Source organism: Haloferax profundi, from assembly GCF_001469865.1.
GTDB lineage: Archaea > Halobacteriota > Halobacteria > Halobacteriales > Haloferacaceae > Haloferax > Haloferax profundi.
Genome location: NZ_LOPV01000535.1, coordinates 1 through 333 on the forward strand (window position 1 = coordinate 1; position 333 = coordinate 333).

Genomic DNA, 333 nt, shown 5'->3' on the forward strand with positions numbered 1-333 from the left:
ACTGAACCAGACGTCATCGTACAACCCGGGTGTAGCGAGCGTTTCTACCACAGCCCACTGAAGCTCATCAACAGTGGTCGAGCTGACCAACACCTGATTCACGTTGCGGATGACTGTGTTGATATCTTCGAGTTGCCGAAACCTGTCACGTTGGGTACGAAGTTCCTCTTCGCGACGTATCCGTTCAGTTACGTCGTACAGTAAGATGGTGTGACCGACCTGTTCATTTCGCCGGTCTCGTATCGGCGCGGTTTCCACTTCGTAGGTTCGTCCTTGGAGCGTGAGTTCGGCGAGTCGGTCGGTCGTCGTGAAATCAAGCTCGTCGGTGTCGAT

At 54.1% G+C, this 333-nt stretch carries 1 pseudogene; it reads right to left on the minus strand.

Annotation, left to right across the window (positions count from 1 at the left end):
- Positions 1 to 333, minus strand: a pseudogene (locus tag AUR66_RS22880) (hypothetical protein); the annotation flags it as partial.